The organism is Paraburkholderia sp. BCC1876 (genome assembly GCF_902833695.1).
GTDB lineage: Bacteria > Pseudomonadota > Gammaproteobacteria > Burkholderiales > Burkholderiaceae > Paraburkholderia.
The window spans coordinates 1395157-1420126 of sequence record NZ_CADFGI010000001.1; the positions used below are offsets into that span (position 1 = coordinate 1395157).

At 67.6% G+C, this 24970-nt stretch carries 2 protein-coding genes; both read right to left on the bottom strand.

Annotation, left to right across the window (positions count from 1 at the left end; genetic code table 11):
- Positions 1 to 6: 6 nt before the first annotated feature.
- On the bottom strand, positions 7 to 16791 hold the full coding sequence (locus tag HWY05_RS06070; RefSeq protein WP_176057690.1) for a non-ribosomal peptide synthetase: 16785 nt from the start codon (positions 16789 to 16791) through the stop codon (positions 7 to 9).
- Between the two features lie 46 nt (positions 16792 to 16837).
- On the bottom strand, positions 16838 to 24964 hold the full coding sequence (locus HWY05_RS06075) for a non-ribosomal peptide synthetase (protein ID WP_176057691.1): 8127 nt from the start codon (positions 24962 to 24964) through the stop codon (positions 16838 to 16840).
- Positions 24965 to 24970: the final 6 nt, after the last annotated feature.

Sequence of the window (24970 nt, forward strand, 5' to 3'; positions counted from 1 at the left end):
GCCCGCTTAGCGCGCCGCGTCGTCGAACGCCTCGCGCAACGTCGCACCTAGCGATTCGAGCAGCGCGGGATGCCACGCGATGTCGTCGTGCGCCGCGTCCACCTCGACCGAGCTGGCGAGCTTCACACCGCTGCTCTGCCAGCGCGCGAGATCCTCGGCCGCCGACCGCGACGCACCGCGCGCCGCCCACCAGAAGGACAACGGCGCGCGCGGCGCAGCCGGCCAGTGCCGACGCAACGCGAGCGCGGCATTGGCTTGCGCGAGCGCCGCGTGTTCGACCAAAGCGGAGGCCGAGGCGGACGGCAACGCGCCGTCGTCGGCTTGAGCGAGCCATGCCGGAACGCGGGCAGCCAAAGTGGCTACTTCTTCCGGCGTGGCTTGTTCCCGCCAGGCGGGCTGCGCGGCCATCGTTGCCGCCTCAGCCGCCGTTGCTGCCATTGCTACTGTGACCGCCGCAGATGCCGCAACCGTCTTCCCGTTCACCCCCGCCACCTCGGCCGAGCCAACCGCATCAGCCGCCGCGTCCGGATGAATCGACACATCGAGCAGCCCGACGAACGCGACCTGCTCGCCCTCGTCCTCCAGCACACGCGCCACTTCCGTCGCGATCATCCCGCCGAACGACCAGCCGAGCAGCGCATACGGACCACGCGGCTGCGCGCGCCGGATCGCGTCGGCATACTGACGCGCCAGCGCTTGCAGTCCGGTGAAACGCCAGGACTCGTCGCTAAAGGCCGGATACTCGACGCCGACCACTTCCACTTGCCCCACCAGCATCTGCGCGAGCGCGCGATAGCCCGCCACCAGGCCGTAGCCCGGATGAATCGCGAACAGCCGATGCGGCGCATCGCCCGCATTCAGACGCACCAGATGACGCGGCGCGGCGGCCTCGTCGACAGCGTTCGAAGCAAACGCATCCAGCGCCGCAGCCAGATCGGCGAGCACCGGATGCTCGAACAGCATCCCCACCGCGAACCGCGCAAAGCCAGCGGCGCGCGCCAGTTCCGCCACCCGCAGCGTCGCGAGCGAGTCGCCGCCCTGCTCGAAGAAATGCGCGCGTGAGCCGACCGGGGCGCCGCCCAGCACGGTCTGCCAGATCGCGGCGAGCCGCACCTCGGTCGGCGTGGCCGGCGCTTCGTCGGCGGCAACCTGGGCTGCGGCATCGGTCGCGCCGGCGGCCGTCGCAAGCGGCAGCGCCTTGCTGTCGAGTTTGCCGTTGACCGTGAGCGGCAACGCATCGAGCGTCGCGAACAAAGACGGCACCATATAGTCCGGCAACTGCTCGCGCAGGTGCGCGCGCAGCGCCGTGCTCCAGTCGTCGGGCGCGGTATGCGCCGGATCGGGCACGATCCACGCCGCCAGACGCAGGCTTTCGCTCGCGACGCCGTCGGTCGACGGCGTGCCGACCGCCAGCACCGCCGCGTCGCGCACGGCCGGATGCGCGAGCAGCCGCGCGCGAATCTCGCCCGTCTCGATCCGATAGCCGCGAATCTTCGTCTGGAAATCGTTACGGCCGACGTAGTCGATTTCGCCGTCGGCGTCGTGAATCGCGAGATCGCCCGAACGGTACAGACGCGCACCCGGCGCGCCATACGGATCGGGCACGAAACGCTCGGCGGTCAGCGCGGCGCGGCCCAGATAGCCGCGCGCGAGACCCGCGCCGCCCACGCACAACTCGCCGGTCGCGCCCTCGGGCACGACGTTCAGGTCGTCGTCGAGCACGCGCAGCGCGAGGTCGTCGAGCGGCGCGCCGATCACGCTGCGCGCCGCCTTGCCGACTGCCGCGCGCAGATCGTCGTCGGCAAGCGGACGGCAGGTGACGTGCACCGTCGTCTCCGTGATGCCATACATGTTGACCAGCATCGGCCGCGTACCTTCGACGCCGCGTGCGCGTCGCGCCGCCGCCCAACCCGCGAGCGCCTGCGGCTCGAGCTTCTCGCCGCCGAAGATCACCACGCGCAGACGCGCAAGACCGGCGTCGCTCTGCATGTCGACGCGCATCAGCGGCATGAAGGCAGAAGGCGTCTGATTCAGCACGCTCACGCCCTGTTCGCCGAGCCAGCGGTGCAGCGCTTCCACGTCGCGAGCGAGCGCGGCGGGCGCGACGGCCAGGCGCGCGCCGGTGGTAAGCGCGCCGAAGATTTCCCACACTGAAAAGTCGAACGCGTACGAGTGGCACATCGACCAGACGTCATCGGCGTGGAAGCCGAATGTCTCGCCGGTGCTGTCGAACAGACGCGCGGCGCTGCGCTGCGAAATCGCGACGCCCTTGGGTTGTCCCGTCGAGCCCGACGTGTAGATCACGTAGGCGAGTTGCTCCGGCAACACGACCGGCGCAGCGACGCGCCAGTTCGCCGGGGCAGGCGGCACGACGCCGATGTCGAGCAGGCTGATGCGCGCACCAGCATGCGCGAGCGCGCCAATACCCGCTTTATCAACCAGCACCCGCACAATGCCCGCATCGCCAAGCAGATAGTCGAGCCGTTCACGCGGATACGACGGATCGAGCGGCACGTAGGCCGCACCCGCCTTCAACACGCCAAGCAGCGCCGCGATCAGCGCCGCGGACCGCTCGAATGCCACGCCGACCAGCTCCTCGCGTCCCACGCCCTGCGCGAGCAGATGCGCGGCGATGCGATCGGACCACGCGTCGAGTTCCGCGTAAGTAACGCGCGCATCGCTGGCGACGACCGCCAGCGCGTCAGGCCGTTGCGCGGCCTGCGTCGCGAAACGAGCGGCGAGCGACACGAACACGTGATCGACCGGCGCGGCCTGAGCGAAATCACCGCCCTCGAACGGCAACACGCCGCGCGGCACCTGCAGATCGCCCACCCAACGCGTGGCCGGGCGTGCGATCTGTTCAAGCAGCGCCGCGTACTGCGCGGCCAGACGATCGAGCACCGCCGCGTCGAGTTGCGCGGCGTCCGCGTTCCATTGAATCGACAGTGCTTCGCCGGGCGACACCGCGAGCGTCAACGGATAGTGCGTGCGCTCGAGCGTTTCCGACGCGCTCACCTCCAGCCCCGTCTCGCCTTCGCGCAGGCCGGCGTCGATCGGATAGTTCTCGAACACGACGAGCGTGTCGAACAGCGGCCCGGACTCGCGCCCCGCACTCTCCGCGGCCCAGCGCTGCACCTCGCGCAGCGGCGTGTGTTCGTGCTGGCGCAACGCGGCGTTATGTTGCTGCAGACCGGCGAGCCAGTCGCCGAGCGGTTCGTCCGAACGCAGCGCCGTCCAGACCGGCAAACTGTTGATGAACAGGCCGAGCATGCCGTCGATACCCGGCAGTTCGGGCGGACGCCCCGACACGGTGACGCCGAACGCGATCCGTCGACGGTTCGCGTGACGCGCGAGCAACGCGGCCCACGCGGCCTGGATCAGCGTATTGAGCGTCACGCGATGACGCACCGCCGCCGCCCGCAGCGCCTCGCTCAACGCGACGCCGAGCGGCTGCGCGAGACGATGCACGCCCGTGTTCCCAAGCGGCGCGGTGTCGCCTGCTTGCCGGCCGGCGGGCTTGCCGCGCAGCGACGGCATCAGGAGCCCGACCTCGTCGAGTGCCTGCAATTGCCCGCGCCACCAGTCCTGCGCGGCGGGTTGATTCTGACGCCAGCGCACGTACTCGCGATACGGCGTAGCGGCCGCCAACGGCGCATCGATTGCGTCCAGCGCCGCCGTCTCGCGTCGATAGGCGTAGATCACTTCGCCCATCAGTTGCGCGGCGCTCCAGCCGTCGAGCAGCGCATGATGATCCGTCCACACGAGATCGTGAGCGCCGTCGGGACGCGCGAACAAATTCAGACGCATCAGCGACGCATGACGCAGATCGAACGGCGTCGTCAGATCTTCCGCGCGCCACTGTGCAAGCGCGGCTTCATAGTCGTCGTGCGCGCGCCAGTCGTGCAACGCGACCGGCAACTCGACGCGCCGACGCACGATCTGCAACGCCTCGCCGCCGTGCCGCCATTCAAAGTGCGTGCGCAGAATCGCATGCCGTTCGAGCGCGATGCGCCATGCGGCGGCGAGCGCGTCGCGGTCGAGCGTACCGCGCAAGGTCAGTCGCTTCTGATTGATATAAACGCCCGCGCCCTGCTGCAACAGACTGTGGAACAGCAAGCCCTGCTGGAGCGGCGTGGCCGGATAAATATCCTCGACATCGCCGAGCGGCAGATCGAGTGCATCGAGCTGCGCGGCGTCGAGTTGCGCGAGCGGGAAATCTTCCGCCGTCGCACCGGCGGCCGCCCGCGAGCAATGCTCGACAAACGCCGCGAGCGACGCGCGGAACGAATCGGCGAGCGCGCTGACCGTCGCGTCGGCAAGCACATCCGGGCTGTAGCGCCAGGTGATGGCCAGCATGCCGTTCTCGACTGCACCGTTCAGGTCGAGCACATATTTCAACCGCGAATCGCCGGACATCGGCGCACCGGTCGACTCGCTCGCAAAGCCGAACCGGCCATTGCGTTCAAGCACCTGATCGGTCTGCCCAAGATAATTGAAGCCGATGCGTGGCGCCGGCAATGCGGACAATTCCGCGCGCACGGCCGGATCGGCGGCAAGCTGCGTGAGCATGCCCCAATGCAGGCCCTTGTGTTCGATTGCACGAAGACGTTGTTTGGCGGCGCGCAATGCGTCGCGCGTCCGTGAACGTCCGGCGTTCCCCTGCGCGTTCGCGTTCGCATTCACGTTCACGCCAGCCGGAATCCACACCGGAAAGCGCGTCGTGAACCAGCCGATCGTGCCGCTCAGATCGAGTTGCGCATCGATCTCCTCGCGGCCGTGGCCTTCAAGTGCGATCAGTGCGCCAGCCGCGCCACTCCACGACGCCACCGCGTCCGCGAGCGCGGCCAGCAGCACTTCATCCGTGCCCATCCGGTAAGCGCGCGCGGGTTCGCGCAACAGCGCCTCGGTCATCGCGCGATCGAGCGTCAGCGTATGAACGCGGCTCGCCGCGAGCCGCATGTCGGCCTGCGACTCGTCGCGCTCGACCGGCAGCGCGGCACTCGCGCCCTCCAGCGCCGCGCGCCATTTCTCCGCCTCGCTCTGCGCCGGCAGCGCGGCGGCATAACGCGCCGCCCGTTCCACCCACGCGCTCCACGGCAACGGCGTGGCCAAGGCTGCGTCCGGTGCTTCGCCACGCGCCGCGCTCGCATACAAGGTTTCGAACTCGTCGAGCAACACGCGCCACGACACACCGTCCACCACCGCGTGATGAATCACGACGAACAAACGCCCTTTGTCCGCGCCGACCTTGAACCACGCCACGCGCATCAGCGGTCCGGCTTGCAGATCGAGGTCGCGGTGCAGGCGCTCGCCCTCGCGTTCAAGCGCCGCGCGCCAGTCGGCTTCGCCGCTCAGATCGATCGATTCCACCAGCGTCGGCAGCGTCGCAAAGTAATCCGCGGCGGGCGTCACGCGTTGAACCCATGTGCCGTCCACGGACTTCTCGAAGCGCACGCGCAACGCGTCGTGACGCGACACCAGCGCGCGCACCGCCGCCTCCAGGGCCTGCGAATCCAGCGTGCCCGCCACACTCAGCAATGCCGCCTGATTCCAGTGGGACTCGCCGTGCGGATAACGCCGGAAAAAGTCGGTCTGAATCGGCGTGAGCGGCAACGCGTCATGCCGTTCGGCGTGCCGGCTCTGGGCGTCGGCGTCGTCCGCCGACACGTCGAGCGCAACCGCCGCGAGCCGTGCCACCGTCGGCTGTTCGAACAGTTGACGCGGCGTGATGCGCAAACCCGCCTGCGCCGCCCGCGCGACGATCTGCAGACTCAGGATCGAATCGCCGCCCACCTCGAAGAAATTCTCGTGTACGCCGAGCGCGTCGCGTCCGAGCACACGCTGCCAGATCGCCAGCAGCGCGGCTTCGCGCGGCGTGGACGGCGGCGTGTGCGAGCGCGCCGTGAGTGCCGCCTCGTCGGGGTCCGGCAATGCGCGGCGATCCACTTTGCCGTTCTGCATCATCGGCAACGCGGCGAGCGCGACGAACACCGCCGGCACCATGTGCTCCGGCAGACGCGCGTCGAGCGCGGCGCGCACGGCGTCGATATCGGCGCTGCCGCTCAGATAGCACACGAGCCGCTTATGCGCGCCGCTGCCGCGCAGATCGACCAGCGCTTCGCGCACGCCGGGCTGCTCGCGCACGGCCGTCTCGATCTCGCCGAGTTCGATACGAAAACCGCGCAGCTTGACCTGCTGGTCGAGTCGACCGAGAAAATCGATGCGGCCGTCGGCACGCGCGCGGCACAAGTCGCCCGAGCGATAAATGCGCGAACCCGGTTCGCCGCGCGGATCCGGCACGAAGCGATCGGCCGTGAGCGCGGCGCGGCCGAGATAGCCGCGCGCCATCGTCAATCCGCCGATGCACAGTTCGCCGACGCCCAGCGCGGGCACGGCGTTACCCGCGTCGTCGTAGACGCGTGCCGTGCGCGACGGATACGGCGTGCCGATCGACACCACCGGGGTTTGCGCGTCGGCCGCCGTGGTGCGCCGATGCAGACATGCGACCGTGGTTTCGGTCGGACCATAGAGATTGTCGAGCGCGATGCCCGCGAGCGGACCGTCGCGCCATTGCGCGAGCGCGTCGCCAGGCAGCGCCTCGCCGCCGACGGTGATCTGCCGCAAGCGCGCCAGATCGCTGCGCGCGGGCGGCGTGCGCAACCACTGCTGCCAGTACGCGGTAGGAATGCGTGCGAAGCTGACCTGCTGCTCGATCAGCGTGCGGCTCATGGTGGCGAGGTCCCACATCTCGGGGCCGCGCATCACGACGCGACCGCCCTGCATCAGCGACGGCAGCAACTCGTGCAACGCGACGTCGAAGTTGATCGTCGACGATTGCAATTGCGTGTCCGTCGCGGCGATGTCGTAGGTGCCGATGAAGTCCGCCAGATGTTCGGCGAGCGCGGCATGATCGACCGCCACGCCCTTTGGCTGACCGGTCGAGCCCGACGTGTAGATCACGTACGCGAGTTGCGATGGGTGCAGCGCGAGCGGCGCAAGTGTTTCGTCGTTGTAGGTGGCGTCGTCGTCGAGTGAGCCTTGTGCGTCCAGCGTGAGGACTTCGCAGTCCCGCAGCACGTCGGCGAGTTGCATGGCGCTCGCGCGATCGGCCACCACGCGCTGCACACCCGCGTCCGCGAGCATGTAGGCGAGACGATCCGGCGGATACGCCGGGTCGAGCGGTACAAAGGCCGCGCCCGACTTCATGATGCCGAGCAATCCAACCGGCAGCGCCGGCGAACGCGCCACGCACAGACCAACACGCGCTTCGCGCAGGCCTGCCGCTGACGGTTTATTGTCGACTTCCCGCTGCGCGGCGGCAGAATTCACGCCCACCGCAAGCGTTCGCAACCGCGCCGCTAACCGATCCGAACGCGTGCGCAATTGGCCATAACGCAGTTCCGCCCCTTCGCAGACGATCGCCACAGCCTCGGGCTGACGCTGCGCCTGCGCATCGATCGCCGCAAACGGCGCGGCAAACGAACGCGCACGCGGCGCGGCATCGCCCGGCGTGGCATCCGCGAGCGCGATGTCGCCGAGCTTGAGCGTGTCGTCGACGAGCACCTGCTCCAGCAACTCGACGTAATGCGCCGCGAGCCGCGCGATGGTCGCCTCGTCGAATACATCGGTGGCGTAACCGAACGACAGCGTGAGCGCGTCCGGCGTGTCGTTGGCATTGAGCGTGAGATCGAAGCGCGCGGTCTGTTCGGCTGCGTCCACGTTCGAGATCGTGAGACCCGGCAACGCGGGCGCGGCGCGATCGGCCTTCGCATAGTTGAACATCGCCTGGAAAAGCGGCGTGTGACGCAAGCTGCGTTGCGGGTGCAAGGCTTCGACCAGTTGCGCGAACGGCACGTCCTGATTCGCCTGCGCGGCGATCACCCGTTCGCGCGCGGCGTCGAGCACCGCCGCGAACGGCTCGCAACCGCGCAATTTCGCCCGCACCACCAGCGTATTGACGAAGCAGCCAACCAGTTCCTGCGTCTCGCTGCGGTCCCGGCCCGCAACCGGCACGCCGACGCGAATCTCGTGTTGTCCGCTATACCGCTGCAATAGCGCTTGCCATGCCGCGAGCAGCACCATGAAAGGCGTCGCGTGACGGCGCGCGGCCAGCGCGTGAACGCGCGCGCCGAGCGCGCCGTCGAGCGGCACGCGCCAGGCGGCGCCCGCGCTGCCTCGTGCATCGCTGCGCGCGCGGTCGAACGGCAATTCGAGGACAGGATGTTCGTCGCCGAGTTCGTGACGCCAGTAGTCGAGTTGAGCGGCCAGCGCGGTGGCGTCGGTTTCCTGCGACTGCCACAACGCGTAGTCGCCGAATGCCACGGCGAGCGGCGCCAGCGGTTGCGTTGGCTGCGCCGCCTGTCGCGTGGTTTGCGCGGCATACAGCGCCGCAAAATCCGCGAGCACGATGTCCTGCGACCAGCGGTCGGACACGATGTGATGCATCGAAAAATGCAGCACATGTTCCTGCGCCCGCAAGCGCAGCACGCTGACGCGTAGCACCGGTCCACGCAACAGATCGAACGGCTGCGCACCGAGCGCCGCCAGCGTGGCCGCGCGCTCCTGCTCCGGTTGCGCTTCGAGATCGAGGGTCTGCCAGCCGGGCTGCGCATCGAACGATTGCAGCGCGGCGCCTTCCGTTTCTTCGACGCGCATGCGCAGGCTCTCGTGCCGGGCAATCAGCGCGTCGAGCGCGGCGCGTGCCGCCGTCACGTCGAATTGGCCTTCGAGACGCACCGCGCCGTTGATCGTATAGGCGGGGCTCGCGGGGTCGAGCTTCCACAGGAACCAGAGACGCTGCTGCGCGGGCGTCAACGGAACGCGCGTCAAACTCGCGGGCCGTGGTTCGATACGCGACGGCACAGCATCCGCGTTTGCCGTGCTGTCTTGAAGCACCGCCGACAGCGCCGCCGCGAAATCTTTCAGCACCGGCTGGGTGAACAGCAGCGGCAGCGCGACCGTGCGCTTGAGTACTTCCCGCGTGCGAGCCACAGCCCGCATGGCCAGCAGCGAATGACCGCCCAGCAGGAAAAAGTGATCGTCACGGCCGACACGCGCCACGCCCAGCACATCCTGCCAGATTTGCGCAATTGCGCGTTCGTCGTCCGTTTGCGATTCGACATACGCGGCGCTCGCATCGAGCGATTGCGGCTCCGGCAATGCACGCCGGTCGAGCTTGCCGTTCGACGTGAGCGGCAACGCGTCGAGCGCGACGAAAATGGTGGGCACCATATGCGGCGGCAGACGTGCGTCGAGCCAATGCTTGAGCGCTTCGCCCGAGAACGCGTTCGCCGCGATGTCACCGCCCGCGCCGCTCTCCGGCGCACGCGGCACGATATACGCGACGAGGCTCATCGCGCCGCTCGCGTCGGGCCGCGCCAGCACCGCGACCTCGCGCACCGTCGGCGCGCCGAGCAACGCGGCCTCGATTTCGCCGAGTTCGATGCGATAGCCGCGCACCTTCACCTGAAAGTCATTACGGCCGATGTATTCCGGTTCACCGCCCAGCAGCCGCCGCGCCAGATCGCCGGATTTATACATGCGACTGCCCGGCGCGCCGAACGGATCGGGCACGAAGCGCGCGGCCGTCAGACCCGGTGCATGCAGATAGCCGCGTGCCAGACCCGCGCCGCCCACGTGCAATTCGCCCGCCGCGCCATCGGCGACTGGATGCAGCGCGGTGTCGAGAATCGGCAGCGACAGATCGGGGATCGCCACGCCGATCACGCTGCGCGGCGCGGCGCCGCGGGTGTCCGCGAGACTCAACGGACGATAGCTCGAATGCACCGTCGTTTCGGTAATGCCGTACATATTGACGACGCGCGGCGCGCGCGCGCCGCCCCGCTCCAGCCACGCGTGCAGGCTCGCCGGCTCCAGCTTCTCGCCGGCGAAGATCACCGTGTGAAGCGTGTGCAATGGCGTGTCGCTTTCCAGGTCGACGTGCATCAGCGGCATGAAGGCCGACGGCGTCTGGTTCAGCACGGTCACGCATTCGTCGCGTAACAGTCGATGACACGCGGACGGATCGCGCGCGGTCCAGTACGGCACGATCACGAGACGGCCGCCATGCGTGAGGCAACCGAACAGTTCCCACACCGAGACGTCGAATGCATAGGCATGGAAGAGCGGCCACACGTCGGTGGGGCCGAAGCCGTACCACGCGTCGGTGGCGGCGAACAGGCGCGCCACGTTCGCATGCGTGATCGCCACGCCCTTCGGCCGGCCGGTCGAGCCCGATGTGTAGATCACGTAAGCGAGTTGTTCAGGATGCAGACGCAGTGGCGGCGTGTGTTCGGGCTGGTCGCTCACCGCGTCGGCCAGCAACAGTTCGCAGCCGTCGAGCAGGTCCGCCCAGCGCGTGGCGCTGGCCGCGTCGGCCACCACACGGCGGGCGCGCGAATGGTCGAGCATGTACGCCAGCCGTTCGGCCGGATAGGTCGGATCGAGCGGCACATACGCGGCGCCCGCCTTGAGAATCCCGAGCACGCCCGCGACCAGCGCCGCCGAGCGCTCCATGCACAGGCCCACGCATTCATCGGCGCGCACGCCCGCCGCGAGCAGGCGATGCGCGATCTGGTTCGACCAGCGGTCGAGCGCGTCGTAGGTGTAGGCGGTGTCGCCGTCGGTGAGCGCGATCGCGTCGGGACGTGCGCGGGTTTGCGCGGCAATCCGTTCGAGTACCGATTCGAACGCGAAGGTTTCGCGCGGCGCAGCGCCGTGCGCGAGCGTCGAGGCGAGCGTCAGCGTGCGCAGCAGCGGATCGCCGTGCGCCGCGATCTGCGTCAGCAGTTCAAGAAAGTGCGCGTCGAGCCGTTCGATCGTTGCGCGGTCCACGCGCGTCGACTCCGCCGACCAGCGCAACCCGATCCGCGCGTCCGGCATGACACTCAGCGTCAGCGGAACATGCGTGCGTTCGAAGGCAGCCGTCTGTTCGATGGCCACGCCGTGCGCGCCGTGACGCAAGGTGGCATCGACGGGATAGTTTTCGAACACGAGCAGCGTGTCGAACAGGCCGTCGCCGCTCCGCGCGGTCCATTGCTGGATGCGCGACAGCGGCGTGTGTTCGTACTGGCGCAGCGCGCCATTGTGGTGTTGCAGCGCGTCGAGCCACGCCGACAGCGGCATTGCTTCCGGCACGTCGACCCAAACCGGCAGGCTGTTGATGAACAGCCCGAGCATCTGCTCCACTTGCGGCAAATGCGCTGGGCGGCCGGATACGGTCACGCCGAATGCCACCTGGTTGCGGTTGCCGTAGCGCGACAGCAGCAACGCCCACGCGCCTTGCAATACCGTATTCAGCGTTACATGGTGACGTCGGGCGGTGTCGCGCAATGCTTCGCTCAAGCTTTCGTCGAGACGCGATTCGTGCGGCGGCAAGTCTGCTTCGGCGGCGACTTCCAGTGCGCGGCCTGTGTTCAAGCCGAGGCTTTCGAGCAGCGTTGCCGGTTCGTCGACGCGTGCGGCCTGCTCGCGCCACCATGCTTCGCCTTCGTCCTGTTGCAAACGCCATTGCACGTAGTCGCGATAAGGCGGCGCGTTCTTAACTGGTTCACGACGCGCGAGCAAAGCTTCATACGCATCCGCCACTTCGCGCATGAGTTGTGCGCTGCTCCAGCCGTCGAGCAACACATGATGATCGGTCCAGATCAGATCATGCGCACCATCCGCGCGAATGAACAACGCGATACGCAGCAACGGCGCACGCTCGACATCGAAGCCGCGCTGCACGTCCTCACGCATCCACGCGTGAAGCCTCGCTTCATAAGCCTGCGTATCGAGCGACGACCAGTCGTGCTCGACATACGGCAAATCAACATTACGCAGCACGACCTGCAACGCGTCGCCGCCATGTCGCGTCTCGAACTGCGTACGCAGAATCGCATGCGACGCAACCGCATGCGTCCACGCCGAGCGCAACGCCGCGCGATCCAGCTCGCCGCGCAAGGTCAAACGACGCTGGTTCACATACAAACCGCTACCGCTTTCCAGCGCGCTATGGAACAACAAACCCTGCTGAACCGGCGTGGCCGGATAGATATCCTCGACACGCGCGAGGTCCAGTTTCAACGACTCGAATTGCGCCTGGCTCAGTCCCGCCAATACAAAATCCGCGGCGGTCGCTTCCGGCTGTGCTTTGAGCGCATGTTGAATCAAGCCTTCGAGGCTGCGCTCGAACAACGCTTTCAACGCCTGCGCGTCGCTCGTGGCGAGAATCTGCGGCGCGTAGCGCCACGTCACGCTCAACGCGCCGTTCGCGATACGTGCAACGATAGAGAGCGGTTCGTCGACGGGCGCGTCCGCGGCAATCGACTCGCCTGCGGATTCCTCCGCGAAACCGAAACGCCCCGCTTTGTCGAGGCTCGAATCGAACTGCCCCAGATAATTGAAGCCGACACGCGGCATCGGCAAACCGGCCAGCGAGGCCTTCGTGTCCACGTCACCATACGCGCTCAGCAGGCCCCAGTGCAGGCCGTTGTGCGGCACCGCACGGCGTCGCGCCTTGGCATCGATCAGCGCGTCGCGCGCGTCATCGTGCGCTTCCAGCCACAGCGGATAACGCGTGGTGAACCAGCCCACCGAGCGGCTCAGGTCCGGCGCGTCGTTACCGAGCGCTTCGCGGCCGTGCCCTTCCAGCGCCAACAAAACGCCACGCGCGCCAACCCCACGCGCGACGTTCGATGCCCGCACCGCCTGTGCCAACGCGGCGAGCAACACCTCTTCCACATTCGTGCGATACGCCTTCGGCGCGTCCTGCACCAGCAGCCGCGTCGTCGTCGCGTCCAGCGCGGTTTCGAGCGTCAGCGTGTCGGCCATACGCATCACTTGCGAAGACTCGACGAACGCGGCCGGCGCGCCGCCATCGGTTCGCGCCGCCGACAGCGCGTCGCGCCACCACTGCGCCTCGCGACGCACACCACCCTCCTGGGCATACGCGACGGAACGTTCGACCCAGACACTCCACGGCGTGCCCGCTTGCAGTTCGATCGCGTGGCCTTCCAGCGCTCGCGCGTACGCCGTTTGCAGATCGTCGAGCAACACGCGCCACGACACGCCGTCGACGGCCAGGTGATGAATCGCGACCAGCAGCCGCCCTTCGTCGCGCAAACGGACATAGCCCGCGCGCACCAACGGTCCGTTCGCGAGATCGAGCCCTGCCTGCAAACGCGTGCCCGCCTGTTCCAACGCCGCTTGCCACGCGGCGCACTCGCGCCAGTCGAACACCTCTAGCGCACACGACGACGCCGCGCTCACCTGCTGACGCCACGCACCGTCGCGTTGGAAAAAGCGCAGACGAAGCGCGTCGTGCGTGCGAACAATCGCGTCGAGCGCGGCGCGCAACGCCGTCTCGTCGAGTTCGCCTTCCACACGCAGCAACGCGGCCTGATTCCAATGGTTTTCGCCGAGTGGGAACTGCTCGAAGAACGCCTGTTGAATCGGCGTGAGGTCCAACGGTTCACGGGACTCGGTCAGCACGGTCTGCGTTGTAGCCGCTTCGGCCACCCGCGCAAGTCGCTCCACCGTAGGCTGCTCGAACACCTGTCGCGGACCGAGCACATACCCCGCTTGCCGCGCCCGCGCGACGATCTGCAGACTCAGAATCGAATCGCCGCCCGCTTCAAAGAAATTGTCGGTCACGCCGAGATCGTCGCGACCCAGCACCGTGCGCCAGATGGCGAGCAACGCCTGCTCCGCCGCCGTAGAAGGCGCGACGCGCGCCAGCGTGATGTCCGGCGCCGGCAATGCATGGCGATCCACCTTGCCGTTGCCCATCAGCGGCAAGGCGTCGAGATGGACGAACGCCTGCGGCACCATGTAATCGGGCAAGGTCTGCTCGAGCGCGGCACGCAACGCGGCCTCGTCCTCGCAACCTACGACATAGCCGACCAGACGCCGGCTCGTCCCTTCGCCATGCAGCGCCACCAGCGCTTCGCGGACGCCCGGTTGCGAACGCATCGCCGCTTCGATCTCGCCGGGTTCGATGCGAAAGCCGCGCAGTTTCAGCTGCTGATCCGCGCGACCGATGAAATCGACGCGGCCGTCGCGGCGGATTTTCACGAGGTCACCCGTGCGATACAGGCGTGCGCCCGGTTCGCCGTGCGGGTCCGGCACGAAGCGATCCGCCGTTGCCGCTGCCGCGCCGAGATAGCCGCGCGCCAGTTCGTCGCCGCCCAGGCACAGCTCGCCCAGGCCGCCGAGCGGGACGAGGTTGCCTTCCGCGTCGAGCACGGCAAGGCGCCGTTGCGGATACGCGTGGCCGATCGAGACGATCGTGTCGTCAGCGTCGGTTGCGCGAGTGGTGCGATAGAGCGATGAAATCACCGCTTCCGTCGGACCGTATTGATTGTCGAAGCGCACGCCGGCGAACGCGCTGGTGTGCCAACGGCGCAGGCCGTCGCCGGGCAGCGGTTCGCCGCCGACCGAAATCCAGCGCAGTGTCGGGAAAGCTTGGGTCGGTAGATGATTGAGCCATTGCAACCAGTAAGCGGTTGGCAAATCCGCGCCCGTGACGCGTTCGCGCTCGAACACCGTGTTCAGGGTGGCCATGTCCCACAGTGCGTCGCCGCGCATCACGACGGTCGCGCCGGCCACGAGCGGCGCGAGCAGTTGTTCGGTGGCGACGTCGAAGCTGATGGTGGCGAACTGCAGGATACGGTCGGCGGGTTCGAGCGAATAGGCGTCGACGAATGCGCGCAGATGCGCGGCGAGCGCGCCATGCGGAACGCCGACCTGCTTCGGTTCGCCGCTCGATCCGGAGGTGAAGATCGTGTAGGCGAGTTGTTGTGGATGGGGTTTTGCTTGCGCTTGCGTTGGTTGCGCTTGCGTTGGTTGCGCTTGCGTTGCTTGTGTTGCGCCCGTTGCTTGCGTGCCTTGCGTTGCGATTTGCGCGGCATCGTCTGCGGCTTCGAGCGTGTCGGCGAGCACCACCGGCGCGTTGCCGAAACGGTCCGCGAAGCGCGCGGCGCACACCGAGTCGGTGACGATGGCGAGCGCATTTGAACGGGCCAGCATCACGGTAATCCGTTCGTCCGGATAGTCGGGATCGATTGGCAGATACGCGCCGCCGGCCTTCAGAATGCCTAGCAAACCGGCGACCAGCGCCGGGGTGCGTCGCGTGCACAGCACCACGGTGCGATCCGTCGCATCGCCATGCTGTGCGAGCGCCGCGGCGATCCGCGCCGCCCATGCGTCGAGGCTCGCGTAGTCGAGCGTGCGACCTTCGCAGACCAGCGCGTCATGGGTGCCGCGCGCGGCGACCTGGGCCGCGAACAATTCGACCACGCTGGCTTGTGCGTCGCCGGTAGCACGCCGCGCGACAGACGGCTCGCTCGAAGCGCCACGCGTATGCAGCGGCAAATCGCGCAACAACGTCTCCACCCGCGCACCTTCGAGCAGCGTCAGATAGTCGTCCAGCAACGCGTCAATCGTAGCCGCGTCGAACAGATCCGCGGCGTAGTCGATCTGCGCGCGCAACGCGCCGTTGTCGTCCACCACATGCAGCATCAGATCGAACTTGGCCGCGCCGGTATCGGCGTCGAGCGCGTCGAGCGTGAGACCCGGCAACGTCAGCGTGCCTGCCGCGTCGCCCGGCGCGTAGCTGACCATCGATTGAAACAGCGGTGTATGCGTGAGACTGCGCGGCGGTTGCAGCGCGTCGACCACACGCGCGAACGGCACGTCCTGATTCGCCTGCGCGTCGAGCACGCGTTGCGCGATCTGCCGCGCGAGCACGCCGAACGTGTCGCCGCCGTGCAAGTCCGCGCGAATCACCAGCGTATTGACGAAGAACCCCACCACGCCTTCCGTCTCGAGACGGTCGCGCCCGGCCGCCGGCGTGCCGATGCGGATATCGCGCTGGCCGGTGTAGCGATACAGCAACGCGTCCCAGCCCGCGAACAACGTGGCGAACAAGGTCACGCCCAGTTCGCGCGACAACGCGCCAAGCCGCTCGCGCTGCGCGGCGCCGAGCGTGCGGTTCGCGCTGCCGCCCAGCGGAGTGTCGAGCCCGCGGCGCACACGGTCGGCGGGCAGTTCCAGCACCGGGTGACTATCGCCGAGCGTGGCGCGCCAGTAGTCGAGCTGGGCGTCGAGCGCGGCGCCTTCGAGCCATTCGCGTTGCCACAGCGCGTAGTCGCCGTATTCGATCGACAACGCGTCGAGCGCGTTCGCCTCGCCGCCCGCGCGATACAGCGCGCCGAGTTCCTTCTGCAGAATCGCCTGCGACCAGCCATCCGACACGATGTGATGCAAGGCCAGATGCAGCACATGCTCGCGATCGCCCTGACGCAACAGCGTGACGTTAAACAGCGGCCCGCGTTCGAGATCGAACGGCGCGCGCGACAACTGTTGCAGCATGACGTCGAGATCGCTCCCTTCGACGTGATCCACTTCACGCCAGCCGTAATGCGCTTCGTCCGCGTTCGCGAATTCGGCGAGGTGCTGCCACGCGACGCCTCCGGTTTCACCAAAGCGGGTTCGCAAACTCGCGTGCCGCGCGACCAGCGTATCGAGCGCAGCGCGTAGGCGCGCCACGTCGAGTTCGCCCGCCAGACGCAAGGCGCCCACCATGTTGTACGCCGCGCTGTGCGGCTCGAGTTTCCACAGGAACCACAGGCGCTCCTGCGCATGCGAGAGCGGCAGACGCTCGCCGCGTTCGCGCAAACGCACGATCGGCAGATCGGACAGATCGTGGCCTCCCGCGGCGAACCGCTGCCGGAACGCCGCGCGCCGTTCCGGCGTGAGGTCGGCGTAACGACGGGAAACGGCCAGCATGTCCTGAGCAATATTGTTCATTGTCTAAATCCGGTATCCGATGGCAAACAGCAACGGGACTGACCCGTCAATCCAGTGTTTCGAAAAGGTCGTTGAGCGCATCGACGCGCGCGCTGCCCGCCTGTTCGGCGGACGCGCCCACGGCGACGGCTTGCGCGGCCTGCGCGTCGTCGAGCGCAGCGGCCAGCCGTTCAACCGTGCGATGGCGCAGCACGTCGGCGAGCGCGACCTTGCGCGACAGTCGCGCCGTGAGCCGCGTCGCGATCCGCACCGCGAGCAGCGAATGACCGCCGAGTTCGAGGAAATCGGCCTGCACGCCGAACGCGTCGAGGTTCAGCACCTCGCGCCAGACCTCGAAGACGAGCGTTTCCATCGACGTGCGCGGCGCGAGCGGCGCGCTGTCGGCGACAGGTGTAATCGGCGGCAACGCGTTGCGGTCGAGCTTGCCGTTACGCGTGAGCGGCAATGCGTCAAGACACGCGAACGCGGACGGCACGAGGTGCGCGCTGACACGCGATGCGAGCCACTCGCGCAATACCGGCCACGGTGTGTCGGGGGCGTCGGCGTGCAGGACGGCGTAGGCGGCTAGGCGGAGGTCGGTGGTGTCGGTGGCGTTAGCGATGTCGGCGCTGTCGGTGGTATCGGCGCTGCCGTCTTTGTTCGCAGCGGCGACAGCGACGCGTTGCGCGACCACCGCCGCATCGGCGATCCACGGATGCGCGAGCAGATGCGCCCGCACTTCCGCCGGTTCGACGCGGAAGCCGCGAATCTTCACCTGATCGTCGATGCGTCCCGCGAAGACGAACGCGCCGTCCGCCTGACGTCGTACGCGGTCGCCGCTGCGATACGCGCGCGCACCAGCGGGACCGTTCGGATCGGGCACGAAACGCTCGGCGGTTTGCGCCGGACGGCCCAGATAGCCGAGCGCAAGCGCAGGACCGCCGATCAGCAATTCCCCCGCGCAACCGTCGGGCATCGGCTCGCCGGCACGGTCGACGATACCCGCGCTTGCATGCGCGAGCGGTGTGCCGAGCGGCAGGCGCATGCGCGTTTCACGGGCCTGTTGCGTGTGATGCGCTTGCTGCGCTTGATCCGCTTGATCCGCCTCATGCGCCTCATACGCCAACACCCCGACCGTCGTCTCCGTCGGCCCATAGTGATTGAACAGCGCACAACCGCTCGCGAGCGAACGGATTTGCGCGACGAGCCCCGCTTCGGCCACCTCGCCGCCCAGCACGAGACAGCGGCGCGGCAGCACGTCGGCGGGAGTGGACGCACCGCGCAGCAACGCGCCGAGATGGCTCGGCACGATCTTGAGCGCGTCGATGCGTTGCGCTGCCATGTAGTGCGCGAACGCTTCGGGATCGGTTGCGCGGGCGTCGTCGATCATGTGCAGCGTCCAGCCGGACCACAGCGCACCGAGCAGCGTGGTGTGGCCGAGATCGGCGGCGGGCGTCGACACATACGCCGCGCTGCCGATGCCGGCCGGCAAACGTTCGAGAATCGCCCCGACGTAGGCCGTCATCGCGCCGTGCCCGACCACCACGCCCTTCGGTTCACCCGTCGATCCCGACGTATAGATCACGTACGCGGGTTGCGCGGGATGCGGGACGGCGTGGTCGGCGGCAAAGTCATACGACGCGGCGGGAATGGTATCGGCCGCCGTCGTCGTCGGATCGATACAGGTGAGGGTGTCGCTCAGCGCGGCTCGACCCGCCGGCAACGCGGCGGCAATCAGATGACGCGCGCCGCTATCGGCGAGTTGGGCGCGCAAGCGCTCAGCGGGCGCGGCGATATCGAGCGGCAGATACACGCCGCCCGCACGCCATACGCCGACCAGCGCGACCGCCAGATCGAGCGAACGTGGCAATGCGACCGCCACGATGTCATCGGCGACCAGACCCGCGGCGTGAAGACGCGTCGCCAGTTCGCCCGCGCGTTGCCAGAGCGCGCTCCAACTCAACGATTGTCCTTCGCAGACGATCGCCGGCAAGTCGCCGCGACGGCGTGCATGCTCCGCGATGTGCGGCAGCATCGCGCCCTCAGCGCGACGCGCGTCGCCCGTTGCGGGCTGCGGCACGTCGAGCGTCAGCGTGCGTAGCAGCGGATCCCGCTGCGCCACCATCCGACGCAAAAGTTGCGTGAAATGCGCGTGAATCCGCGCGACGCGAGCGGCATCCAGCCGGGCAGCGTCGTACTTCCAGATCAGCGTGGTCTCGCGATCCGGCAGCACCACGAGCGTCAGCGGATAGTGCGCGCGGCCTGCGGATTCGATGCCTTCCAGCGTGAGGCCGGTGCCCTTGAGCGCGGCATCGACGGGATAGTTTTCGAATACGAGCAGCGTGTCGAAGAGTGCATCGCCGCTACGTGCAGTCCATTGCTGAACCCGCGAAAGCGGCGTGTGTTCGTATTGTCGCAGCGCGCCGTTGTGTTGCTGAAGCGCTTCGAGCCAGTTCGATAGCGGCGTCTCTTGCGGCACGTCGACCCAAACCGGCAGGCTGTTGATGAACAGCCCGAGCATCCGTTCCACTTCCGGCAGATGCGCCGGGCGACCCGATACGGTTACGCCGAATGCCGCCTGGCCGCGATTGCCGTAGCGCGACAGCAGCAACGCCCACGCGCCTTGCAATACCGTATTCAACGTCACGCGATGACGTCGCGCGGTGTCGCGCAATGCCTCGCTCAGCGTTTCGTCGAGTTGATGTTCGAGCGGCGCGGCTTCTTCTACGACACGATCCGCCTTGCGCTCATCGGTCAAGCCGAGGCTTTCGAGTAGCGTCGCCGGTTCGTCGACGCGTGCGGCCTGCTCGCGCCACCATGCTTCGCCTTCGTCCTGTTGCAAACGCCATTGCACGTAGTCGCGGTACGGCGGCGCGTTTTTAACCGGTTCACGACGCGCGAGCAAAGCTTCATACGCATCCGCCACTTCGCGCATGAGTTGTGCGCTGCTCCAGCCGTCGAGCAACACATGATGATCGGTCCAGATCAGATCGTGCGCACCATCCGCGCGAATGAACAACGCGATACGCAGCAACGGCGCACGCTCGACGTCGAAGCCACGTTGCACGTCCTCGCGCATCCACGCGTGAAGCCTCGTTTCATAAGCCTGCGTATCGAGCGACGACCAGTCGTGCTCGACATACGGCAAATCAACACTACGCAGCACGACCTGCAACGCGTCGCCGCCATGTCGCGTCTCGAACTGCGTACGCAGAATCGCATGCGACGCAACCGCATGCGTCCACGCCGAGCGCAACGCCGCGCGATCCAGCTCGCCGCGCAAGGTCAAACGACGTTGGTTCACATACAAACCGCTACCGCTCTCCAGCGCGCTATGGAACAACAAACCCTGCTGAACCGGCGTGGCCGGATAGATATCCTCGACACGCGCGAGGTCCAGTTTCAGCGACTCGAATTGCGCCTGGCTCAATCCCGCCAGCACAAAATCCGCCGCAGTCGCTTCGGCCCGCGCATTCACCGCATGGTCGATCAGACGTTCGAGACTGCGCTCGAAGCGAGCCTTCAGCGCCTGCGCTTCCTGCTCCGGCAGAACTTGCGGCGCATACCGCCAGCTCACGCAAAGCTTGCCGTCGACGATCCGTGCGTTGATATCCAGCGGATAAGCCAGCGTCGCCGCGCGATCAGTCAACTCGCCGATGGCCTCGTCGGCGAGCGCAAAGCCGCCGCGCTCGTCGAAATGCCGGTCGAACTGCCCCAGATAATTGAAGCTGACCAGAGGCAAGGGCAAAGTCGCGAGCGACGCTTTGGTCTCCGCGTCGCCGTACGTGCTCAGCAAGCCCCAATGCAAACCGTTGCGCGGCACCGCGCGACGCCGCGCCTTGGCGTCGATCAGCGCGAGACGCGCGTCGGCTTGCGCTTCGAGCCACAGCGGATAGCGCGCGGTAAACCAGCCCACGGTACGGCTCAAATCGAGGTCCGTGTCGCTCTGCGGATCGAACGCGTCCAGCGTTTCGCGGCCGTGACTTTCCATCGAGAGCAACACGCCGCCCTGCGTGCCGACGGCCTGCGCGAGCGCCGCGAGTAGCGTCTCCTCGACGTTCGTGCGATAGGTCGCTCCCACGCGCTCCACCAGCGTTCGCGTGAAAGCCGTTTCGAACGACGATTCCAATGTTTGCACCGAAGCGACCGTCGGCGCCGCTGCTTCCTTCGCTGCAACAAAACCCCGCACGTCCGCGCGTGCAGCGGACAGCGCGCCGCGCCACCATGACAACTCATTGCGAAGCTCGCTACGTCGCGCGTACTGGGCCAGGCGCTGCGCCCACACGCTCCACGGCGCGCTCGCGGTCAGTTCGATCGGTGTGGACGCGCTGGCCTGCGCATACGCACGTTGCAGGTCGTCGAGCAGGACGCGCCACGACACGCCGTCCACAGCCAGATGGTGAATCGCGATCAGCAAACGGCCGCCCTGCGCGAGGCGGAACCAGGCCGCGCGAATTAGCGGACCGGCTTCGATATCCAGCGACTTCTGCAACGACGTGCCCTGCTGCTCGAGCGCCACAAGCCAGTCCGCGCGATCGCGCCAATCGAAGACTTCGAACTGGCACGCCGACACCTCGCCGACCTGCTGCTGCCAGACCGCGTCATGCAACGCGAAGCGCAACCGCAACGCGTCGTGCGTGCGAATCACTGCGTCGAGCGACGCGCGCAACGCGGTCTCATCCAGCGTATCCGGCACGGTGAGCAGCACCGCCTGATTCCAGTGATGCTGCGCGCCACCGAAACGTTCGAAGAACGCCCGTTGAATCGGTGTGGTCTCGAAGCGCGTCTGGCTTGTCCGCGAATGTTGCGCGGCGGCTTGCGTTGCGCCGCCCGATGCCGCCGTTGCTGTTGCCGTTGCAGCGGCCTTGACTGCCAACGCCGCGAGTCGTTCGATCACCGGATGATCGAACATCTGCTTGGGCGTGAAACGCAAACCCGCGCGACGCGCCTGCGCGATCACCTGCAGGCTGAGAATCGAGTCGCCGCCGATCTCGAAGAAGTGATCCGTCACCCCGATATCGTCGCGCCGCAAAACGCGTCGCCAGACGGCGAGCAGCGTCGCTTCCGCTTCATTGCGCGGTTCCACCGGGCCCTGTGCCTCATTCGCTGCCAGCGACGAGCCGTCACCGTCGCCGTCGCCGGCTTGCGGCGTCGTACCGAGCGCCAGCAAGGCCGCGCGATCCACCTTGCCGTTCGCCGTGACCGGAAGCGTCGCGAGCGCGCTCACGCGCGCGGGCACCATATGCGCGGGCAGATTCGCTGCGAGTTCGGCACGTAATGCGTCGGCGTCGAGCGAAACGCCCGCCGCAAAAGCGCTCAACTGAAGCGCGCCATGCTCGTCGGCGTGGGCGATGACCACCGCGTCCACGACACCAGGCAACGCGCGCAGCGTAGCAGCGATCTCGGCGGGTTCGACGCGGTAGCCGCGTATTTTCACCTGCTGGTCGAGCCGTCCTTCGAAGACCAGGGCGCCGTCCGCGCGTCGATATGCGCGGTCGCCGGTGCGGTAAAGACGCGCGCCCGGCGCGCCGTGCGAATCGGGCACGAAGCGCTCGGCCGTCGCGGCCGCGCGGCCACGATAGCCGCGCGCGAGCGTCGCGCCGCCGACGCAGATTTCGCCGCTCGCGCCGGGCAAAGCCGGATTGCCGTCGGCGTCGAGCAAATAGACGCTTGCGCCTTCGAGCGGAAAACCGAGCGGCAGCGTGGCCGCTGCGCCGCCTCGCGCGAACTCGGCGCGATCGAGGCGCTGCGTGAGCACGCCGACCGTGGTTTCGGTCGGCCCATAGTGGTTGAGCACCGCGCAATCGGGCGCGAGCGTCGCGATCCGCGTGAGCAGCGCGGGACCGGCCGCCTCGCCGCCAAGCACGAGCGCGCGGCGCGGCAACGCGTGCGCCGCATCGGCGGCGTGCAACAGGCCGGCCAGATGGCCGGGAACGATCTTCAGCGCGTCCACCGCATGCCGCGTCATCGCGGCGGCAAAGCGGTCCGGGTCGCGCACGTCGGCGTCGCTGAACAGATGGAGACGCCAGCCTGCCGCCAGCGCGCCGAACAGCATGGTATGGCCGAGATCGGCGGCGGGCGTCGACGTGTAAGCAGCGCTTTCGATACCTTCAGGCAGACGGCGCAGCACCGCGAGCGTGTAGTTCGCCAAAGCGCCGTGCGAAACGGTCACGCCTTTGGGCTCGCCCGTGGAACCGGACGTATAAATCAGGTAGGCCGCTTGCTGCGGATGAGCGGATTCGTTGGGGGCAGTGTGTGCGTCGGTTTCGGTAGCGACGGCTTCGACGCTTGCAAAAGCGTGATCCGCGACGATCGTTTCACAAGCCACCTCGGCGGCAAGCGCGGCGATGCGCGCTGCGTCGTCGGCCGAGCAGATCACGCAGCGTGCGCCGCTGTTCTTCAATTGCCAGATCAGACGTGCGTCGGGCGCGCCGAGATCGAGCGGCACATAGACGCCGCCCGCGCGCCAGACGCCGAGCACGCTCGCGACGAACGCCGCACTGCGTGGCAATGCGAGCGCCACCGGCGTCTCCGCCTGCACACCGAGTCCACGCAAGCGCTGGGCGAGCCAACCGGCACGCGCCCACAACTCAGTCCATGAGAGCGTCTGTGCGTTGCCGGCTGCATCTTCTTCGACGCAGGCAATCGCGTCGCGTCGCGACGAGTCGTGCGCCGCACGCGCGGCAACTCGCGAGAGCACGGTGGCCGGATTGTCCTGTCCGCTCGATTGCGCCTGCGCTGCGGGGACGCCGAGCGAGAGTTCGCCCACGCGCTGTTCCGGATCGGCGGCGAATGCGTCGAGTACCGCCGCGAGCGTGTCGATGAGCCCGCGCACGTCGCGATGCGCCAATTGCGCGCAGCGGTATGACAGGACCAGCCGCAGCGTTTCACCCGGGACGGCGATCAGGCCGAGCGGATAGTGATTGCGTCCGCTGCTGTAGACAGCGCCGTAGGTCTGCGCGTCGATGTCCGTGACGGCATCGTCTTCGGTGTCGTCTGCGGCATCCTGATCCAGCCGACTGATTCTGAGCCCGTCCTCACGCGCGGCCGAACTCACGTGCTGCGGAAAGTTTTCGAACACGACGATGCTGTCGAACAGCGCCGCGTCCGCATCCAGCCCGGCACGTGCGCGCAATTTCGCAAGCGGCACGTGTTCGAGCGGGCGCAATGCGTGGTTCGCCTGTTGCACCTCGTCGAGCCATGCGCCGACGCTCGCCTGCGGCGGCACGCGCAGCGCAAGCGGCAACGTATTCACGAACATGCCGACCATGCGCGCTACATCCGGCGCTTCGGCGGGTCGTCCCGACACCGTCACTCCGAAGCACACCTCGCGCGTGCGCGCATGACGCGACAGCAGCCAGGCCCACGCCGCCTGCACCAGCGTGTTCAGCGTCACACGGCGTTCGCGCGCGAAGCGCTCCAGCGTCGCGGTGCGCGTTGCGTCGAGCACGACGGTTTGCTCGGCGAATGGCGCGCGAGCGGCGGTATTGGGCGCAGCCTCTGCGGCGTCTACGACGCGCGCGGCATGTGCACCACGCGCCCGGCTCGCCGGCAACGGCGTCGGCCAGCCATCGTGCGCGAGCAGCGGCGGCAACGCGGTGTCGTCGAACGTACGCTTTTGCAGCCATTCCACGTAGCGATGAAACGGCGGCTCGGCCGCTTCATCGGCCACACTCGCGCTGCCCGTGCGATGACGATCGTAAGCGGCAACGCAAGCCGCCAGCACCGCCGCCAGACTCCAGCCGTCGATCTGAATGTGATGCAGCCGCCACACCAACCAGTAACGCGCGTCCCCGACTCGCAGCAGTTGAAGTTCAAGACTCGCCGCGTGTTCGAAGTTGAAGCCGCGCGTGCGCGCAGCCTGCCACTCCTCTGCCAGTTTTGCGCGCTGTTCAACAGACGACAGTGCCCGCCAATCGTCGAGCGCGAGGGTAGCGTCGCTCGTGCGATACACCACCTGCAACGGCGACTTCAGCCCGTTCCAGCGAAAGTCCGTGCGCAGCATCGCGTGCTTCGCGACCACCGTGCGCCACGCACGGCCGAGTGCGTCAACGTCGAGCGGCCCCGCGAATTCCAGCACCTTCTGCGCGTAATATGGATCCGCGTCGCCGCGCAATGCAAGCGCGAGCATGCCGGCCTGAATGTCGGTGAGCGGCGCGATCTTCTCGATGTTGTCTTTCAGGCGAAACGTCATGACGCG